Here is a 6624-nt window from a genome sequence, read left to right as displayed (position 1 = left end):
CTAATTGCGACGAAGGAAAGACGGTTGGGGAGAATGCGAAAACTACAACGGCCAAAAGTCCTCAGACACCATAAAAAAATAATAAGTTTTTAAAGGAAGGGACAAAACCCCGCCATTATGGCGGGTCTTTTTTTTATATGTGTTTATCCTAATCTTTCAAGAAAAGCTACGACTTAACAGTCTAGGCGGTTGTATTACCGGCACTGCTATGATAAAATAAGAATACTGTTTATGTATCGTGATAACCTCAATTACCATAGATAGTGATGCTTAGGCGTAGGAGGTGGAAGTGAATGGATATCTTTTTGAAAGTTGTGCTCCTGATTTTTTCCGTCGGTCTTATTGCGGTCGTTCTTCTGCAAAAGGGGAAAAGCGCGGGTCTTTCCGGTGCCATCTCCGGTGGTGCTGAGCATCTCTTTGGTAAAACAAAAGCCCGTGGTATGGAACTCGTACTACAACGTGTAACAGTTGGACTTGCTGCAGGATTTTTCATTATGGCGATTCTAGCTGCTGTTTTCATTGACTAAAGTACCTACAGTAAGCCCTCGCTCTGTTCTGAATGGAATGGAGCGAAGGCTTTTTTGTTATAATTAAAAGGAGATAAAGCACCTGCAGGTGCTTTTCTTTGCATAGCAGAAAGAATAAGATTCTGTAAGTTAGAGCCATAATAAACTGACTTTCTTCTTCGTTGTGAATGAAATTTCGTACTGCGTTTACTTTTGGATAACAGTAACAGGGATGCGCAGGATTGATTTCGTGTATACTAGGGTATGAAGTAGGTAAAGGTAAATTTTACTTGGCATTACTACAGAGCAGGACAAGACATACATATTTGCCAGCGGCTTGGAGCCGCGGAGGGCTGGGGTGACGAACATGATAACACAAGAAATATTACTCGATTTCATGCGGGAAACTGCATATAAACCAATGACTTATGAAGAGCTGGTGAGCCATTTTGCTCTAGAAGATAGCACAGGGTTTAAAAAGTTCGAGGAACTACTAATTGAATTAGAGCAGGACGGAAGAATTGTATTAACTCGTAATGCACGTTATGGCGTGCCGGAACGGATGGATTTACTGCGAGGCCGGTTACAGGCTCATGCGAAAGGCTTCGCTTTTCTTATCCCGGATGATCGTGATCATCCTGACGTATATATCCATGCGAATGATCTTAAGGGAGCTATGAATGGTGATATCGTCCTTATCCGTATTACCTCTAAAAGTCCGTCCGGCGGACGAATGGAGGGCGAAGTTGAACGCATTGTAAAACGGGGAGTATTGCAGACGGTTGGCGTATTTCAAAATTTGGAGACCTATGGCTTTGTGCTGCCTGATGATAAACGGATTAATCGCGATATTTTTATTCCGAAGCAATCCTTCATGGGGGCGGTAGACGGTCAAAAGGTCGTTGTACGTATCGTGAATTATCCAGAAGGCCGATCAGCGGCAGAGGGTGAAATTATTGAGATCCTCGGACATAAGGATGATCCGGGAGTCGATATTCTATCTATTATCCGTAAGCATCAGTTACCAGAGGCCTTTCCCGCTGAAGTAATGAACGAAGCGGACAACGCTCCGGATTCAATCACAGAAGAGGAAATTGCTGAGCAGGGACGTCGCGACTTGCGCGGACTAAACATTGTCACGATTGATGGTGAGGATGCTAAGGACCTGGATGATGCGGTTAATGTTCAGCGACTGGAGAACGGACACTACAAGCTAGGCGTGCATATTGCGGATGTTGGTTATTACGTACGTGAGAGCTCTGAGCTCGATAAAGAAGCCTATGATCGGGGCTGTAGTGTGTACTTGGTGGATCGGGTGATTCCGATGCTGCCTCACCGTTTGTCTAACGGGATTTGTAGTTTGAATCCACAGGTAGACCGCTTAACGATGTCTTGCGAGATGGAATTTAACGAACACATGAAGGTCGTGAAGCACGATGTCTTTACAAGTGTGATTCGCACCAAGGAAAGAATGACTTATTCCAATGTTCGCAAAATTTTGGAGGATGAAGATCCAGAATTGCTGGAGCGTTATAGTCCATTAATTGATGATTTCCGTCTCATGAAAGAATTGGCGATGAAGCTGCGTGATGCTCGGATGCGGCGGGGTGCGGTTGATTTTGACTTTGAAGAGAGTAAAATCATCGTAGATGAGAACGGCAAGGCTGTAGATATTGTGAAGCGTGAGCGTTCTGTAGCTGAGCAGATTATCGAGGAATTTATGCTCGCGGCGAATGAAACGGTCGCGGAGCATTTTCACTGGTTGAAGGTTCCGTTCCTTTATCGGATTCACGAAGATCCAGATCCCGAGAAGCTGCAGAATTTTATGGCTTTTGCGGCTAATTTCGGATATCACGTGAAGGGACGCGGCAATTCGGTTCATCCACGTGCTTTGCAGGATCTGTTGGAACAAATCCAAGGGACTAAAGAACAGACTGTTATTAGCACAATGATGTTGCGTTCCATGAAGCAGGCGAAATATGATGCGGAGAGCACAGGCCATTTCGGACTGGCTGCGGAATACTATTCCCACTTCACTTCGCCGATTCGCCGTTACCCCGATCTGGTCATTCACCGCGTAATGCGTGAAGTGATTGAGAATGGAGGGGCGCTGAGCCAGAAACGACATGATTATTTGGCCGGCAGGATGCCTGACATTGCTCAGCAGTCCTCGGAGCGTGAGCGTGTAGCAGTAGAAGCAGAACGCGATACAGAGCAGCTGAAGAAAGCTGAATACATGCAGGATAAAGTAGGCGAGGAATTCGAGGCAATGGTCAGCAGTGTGACCAGCTTCGGAATGTTCATCGAGCTGGACAATACCGTCGAAGGCCTTATTCGTCTCAGCGCTATGAGCGACGATTATTATCACTTCGACGAGGCCCATATGGCGCTCATCGGCGAGCGCACATCACGGGTGTTCCGTATTGGCGACGAGGTGAAAATTCGAGTGGCCAAAGTAAACATGGATGACCACACGATCGATTTCGAGTTGGTCGACATGAAACCACGCGCGCCCGGTGAGCATCGCGGCGGTGGTTTTGGAGGTGGCCGCGGTGGCAAAGGCGGCCGTCCAGGTAGCGGCGGCTTCAAGGCGCCAGCCGGGGGTAAAGGCGGCGCGGGCAGCAAGGGCCGCGGCGGTAAAGGCAAGCCCGGCGCTGCTGTAGGCGCGGGCAAGGGCAAGCCGGGCGCTGGTGTGCGCGCCGGCGAAGCGGCCGGTGTTGGCGCACCGGGCGGACGCGGAAAGCGGAAGCGCGGGCGTGATGCCGGCGAGGATGCGAGCCGGGTAGTTGCGGCGCCGGGCGGAAGCCCCGGTGCAGAGCGCAAGGGCGAAGCCGGCGGTAACGCAGGCGCGCCACGTGAGCGCAGCGGCGGGCGAGGCCGCGGCGGTGATAACGGCGGTGCCGGTGGTGGACGCGGCATCAGCTTCGGCTTTGGCTCCGGCAAAGGCGGATACGGCGCTCCTGCGTCTGACTCTTCCGGCGGCGAAGTTCGCGGCCTGGACGGCAGCACGAAGTTCCGTAGCCGTGAGGACCGCGGCGGTAGCTTTGGCGGTGGAGAAGGCCGTAGCGGCGCTCCAACAGGTAAAGGTCGCCGGAAAAAGAAGAACAAAGGCGGTGTATTCATCGGTCAATCCGTGACACCGGGCAACGTTCAGACGTCGGAACAAGCCGCTTCTAAACGTAGTGACACTACAGGCAGCGCTCCAGACGGAGCTCCTCGTAAGAGAAAGAAGAAATAAATAACGTTATTGGGCTACGTTTCGTAGCTCTATGACGAAAGATAAAGCACTGCCTCCTTTGATTGGGGGCGGTGCTTTTTTAATTCTTTTTCGCGGCTCAAGTGTGAAATTCTCGTTTCTGACCGAGACTATTGGTTGCCACAAGTTTGTTGAGTAATAATCAGAAGAAGCTATGTGACAGCGTAGTTTTGTAACTATGACACTTATGTTGGAGCAAAGTAACCCGTGCTTATCACGATGCTTATTTTTTAATTGCATAATGTGCAGTTAAAATTCTGGCGTTTCAGTAGAGATTGAGGTTAATTGCACTTTGTACATCTAAATCGGATCAGTATCTTCAAAACGGCATGATTTCAAGTTTTTAACTGCAGAAAGTACAACTAAATAACCATCGAGCGTTTAAATATATTAAATAGATGTATAAAGTGCATTTATGTAGCATTAGCGTAGCCATCGGAGGGAGAAGATTGAATAGAAAAGGGGATGAGTTGACTGCGATGTGTGAATATAGAAACATAAAACACTCGTTTATCAATAAATGTAATTAAAGTTAATTATCGGGTAAACTTACTGACAACTAGTTGTCAAAATGGCTGGGAAAGGATTACCTGATCCTTCCTTGCGCACAATCGATTCCATTTGTTACAATATAGATCAGACGTTCGATGACTATGTCGTTTAAGATTAGAGAGACATGGTTACTTTAACTTATGAATATGATTCAAGGAGTGATTCTCATGGGTAAAAAAGCAGACGGGAAAGTACTTGCCCAGAACAAAAAAGCTTCCCATGATTATTTTATCGAGGATACTTATGAAGCTGGCTTGGTGCTGACAGGTACAGAGATCAAGTCGCTGCGTAATGGCCGCGCTAATATTGGAGATGCTTTTGCTACGATCCGTAACGGTGAGATTCACATTCACAACATGCATATCAGCCCTTTTGAACAAGGTAATCGTGCTAACCCTACGGACCCGACGCGTACTCGTAAATTGCTGATGCATAAGGAGCAAATTCATAAACTGCTGGGCTTGTCCAAGCGAGATGGATTTACGATTGTGCCACTCAAGGTTTATGTGCGAAATGGATATGCGAAGCTGTTAATTGGCCTTGGTAAAGGTAAGAAAGAGTACGATAAACGTGACTCTGCTGCTAAGCGTGATGCTCAGCGTGATATCCAGCGTGTATTGCGTGAGAAGCAAAAGATCGCCAGATAATCTAGGAATAATGTACGATTCAAATGAGTACCAGTTTCCACCTTCAATTCCTTTAACCTACGTGTTAAAGTATTGATAAATGTGATATACTGAGTAAGTAAGATTATTGCTTCGTTACAGACTTCTTGAAGAAGAAGCTGTGGATAGGATCTCTCTTGCTTGGAAGATCCGCTTGATCCGAAGCGCCCTTTTTAATGAGGGGCCGTTCTTGGATTCGACGGGGGTAGTTCGAGCATGAGTAGCGAGTAGTGGGGACGCGTCCGCTTCATCAACGCTAAAGCCTATTAAACGGCAAACAACAAAACAACTACGCTTTCGCAGCCTAAGAAACTGCGCGCGTGCTTCTACCCTGCATCGCCCATGTGACAGGGATAGGGGCTAACAAGTAGTGGGATACGCCGTCTGGTCTCCGCCTGGGGTCAACGGAAGAAGATAATCAGGCTGACCCAACGTATAGCCGGTTACGGGGCGATACTCGGGTGACATCAAAACTGTGACTACACTCGTAGAAGCTTATGTGCCGTTATCTTCGGACAGGGGTTCGACTCCCCTCGGCTCCATAAGAAAAACCCGCTATTTTAGCGGGTTTTTTGCTGTTTAGTGGTTGGACTGTAGACCGAATGTAGACAAGGAGTTGTGGGAACTAAATGTGTTCACTATTGTAGACATGTTGTCTACATCTAAAATTAGATCATTCACTTTGAAGTTAATAATATCTATAAGAGCCCGAAATGATATAAAATTATGGTATTAAGCATCCAAAAACAAAAATATTCGGAGGAATTACTATCATGAGTTTTACTATTGATTATGTTAAAAACAAAAACAGAATTATTGTAACATCGGACGGTATGGATGTTGAGGATGCCCTTGCGTACGCGGAACAATTTCCGAAAGTACTGAAGAAAACTAAGCGAGGGTTTACAGGTATGACTGTAATTACTGGTGGCCTGGTATTTAAGCAAGAGGTGTTGGCAATTCTTGCTCCAACTAGTGAAGATGCTGTGAAAGCTGGAATCTCTACAAAACACAAATGGGTGTATGTTGCGCCTACCTCTTTCTACAAAACGCAAATGCATCGTATGTTTAAAGATATTGCAAACTTGTACGAATCGATAGAAGAAGCTGAAACGTATCTTGATTCTGCAGGGAATTAGCAACTTCTAAAAATTAAAAGAATCCAGCCATTATCTGTAGCGGCAAAGGTACTTTCTGCGTATTAACTTATATAATTTGTTAAATATATAACAAGGAAGAACAGTGATATAGCCAATTTTTATCTAAGTAAAATCAGACGGACCCATCAAATGCTGGTTAGAATGCTTCTAGGGTGACATCAAAACTGTAACTACACTCGTAAAAGCTAATGTGCCGTTATCTTCGGACAGGAGTTCGAATCCCCTCGGCTCCATATGGAGTATTATTGAAGACACCATGAAGGGTGTCTTTTTTCATATTTTCAGAGTATGATCTGGACTATGCGTGGCGGTTCAAAAAAATGAGTATCTTGCTAGGTCCAGTAACTTTCGTATGTGGAATTAAAGATTGCAGTGAAGAAGGCGTGAAGACCAAAAGATTTAAGGTTCTATATAAGGATAAAAATGGCAAACATAGGACGGAGGAGTTAATAGGGAGATATAAATGAAAACCAGTATACTTATGC

At 45.9% G+C, this 6624-nt stretch carries 4 protein-coding genes and 1 other RNA gene; all 5 read left to right on the top strand.

Going from position 1 to position 6624, the window contains the following annotated elements:
• The first annotated feature begins 293 nt into the window (after positions 1-293).
• The 5 genes from secG to ACWNM1_RS06980 all read left to right on the top strand — a co-directional run bounded on the left by secG (position 294) and on the right by ACWNM1_RS06980 (position 6118).
• The gene (gene secG, locus ACWNM1_RS07000; RefSeq protein WP_042123332.1) at positions 294-527 is read left to right on the top strand and encodes a preprotein translocase subunit SecG; all 234 of its coding nucleotides are present in this window, start codon (positions 294-296) and stop codon (positions 525-527) included.
• A gap of 346 nt (positions 528-873) precedes the next feature.
• The gene (gene rnr, locus ACWNM1_RS06995) at positions 874-3744 is read left to right on the top strand and encodes a ribonuclease R (RefSeq protein ID WP_449600458.1); all 2871 of its coding nucleotides are present in this window, start codon (positions 874-876) and stop codon (positions 3742-3744) included.
• A 737-nt stretch (positions 3745-4481) separates the two neighbouring features.
• The gene (gene smpB, locus ACWNM1_RS06990) at positions 4482-4961 is read left to right on the top strand and encodes an SsrA-binding protein SmpB (RefSeq protein ID WP_042123338.1); all 480 of its coding nucleotides are present in this window, start codon (positions 4482-4484) and stop codon (positions 4959-4961) included.
• Positions 4962-5159: 198 nt separating this feature from the next.
• Positions 5160-5524, top strand: a transfer-messenger RNA (tmRNA) gene (gene ssrA, locus ACWNM1_RS06985).
• A gap of 228 nt (positions 5525-5752) precedes the next feature.
• Complete coding sequence (locus tag ACWNM1_RS06980) at positions 5753-6118, top strand: hypothetical protein (RefSeq protein WP_042184038.1); 366 nt, start codon at positions 5753-5755, stop codon at positions 6116-6118.
• The last annotated feature ends 506 nt before the right edge of the window (positions 6119-6624 follow it).

Source organism: Paenibacillus sp. Marseille-Q9583 (genome assembly GCF_976954365.1).
The sequence above is the reverse complement of the archived record's forward strand: the minus strand, read 5'-3'. Positions and strand labels throughout refer to the sequence as shown.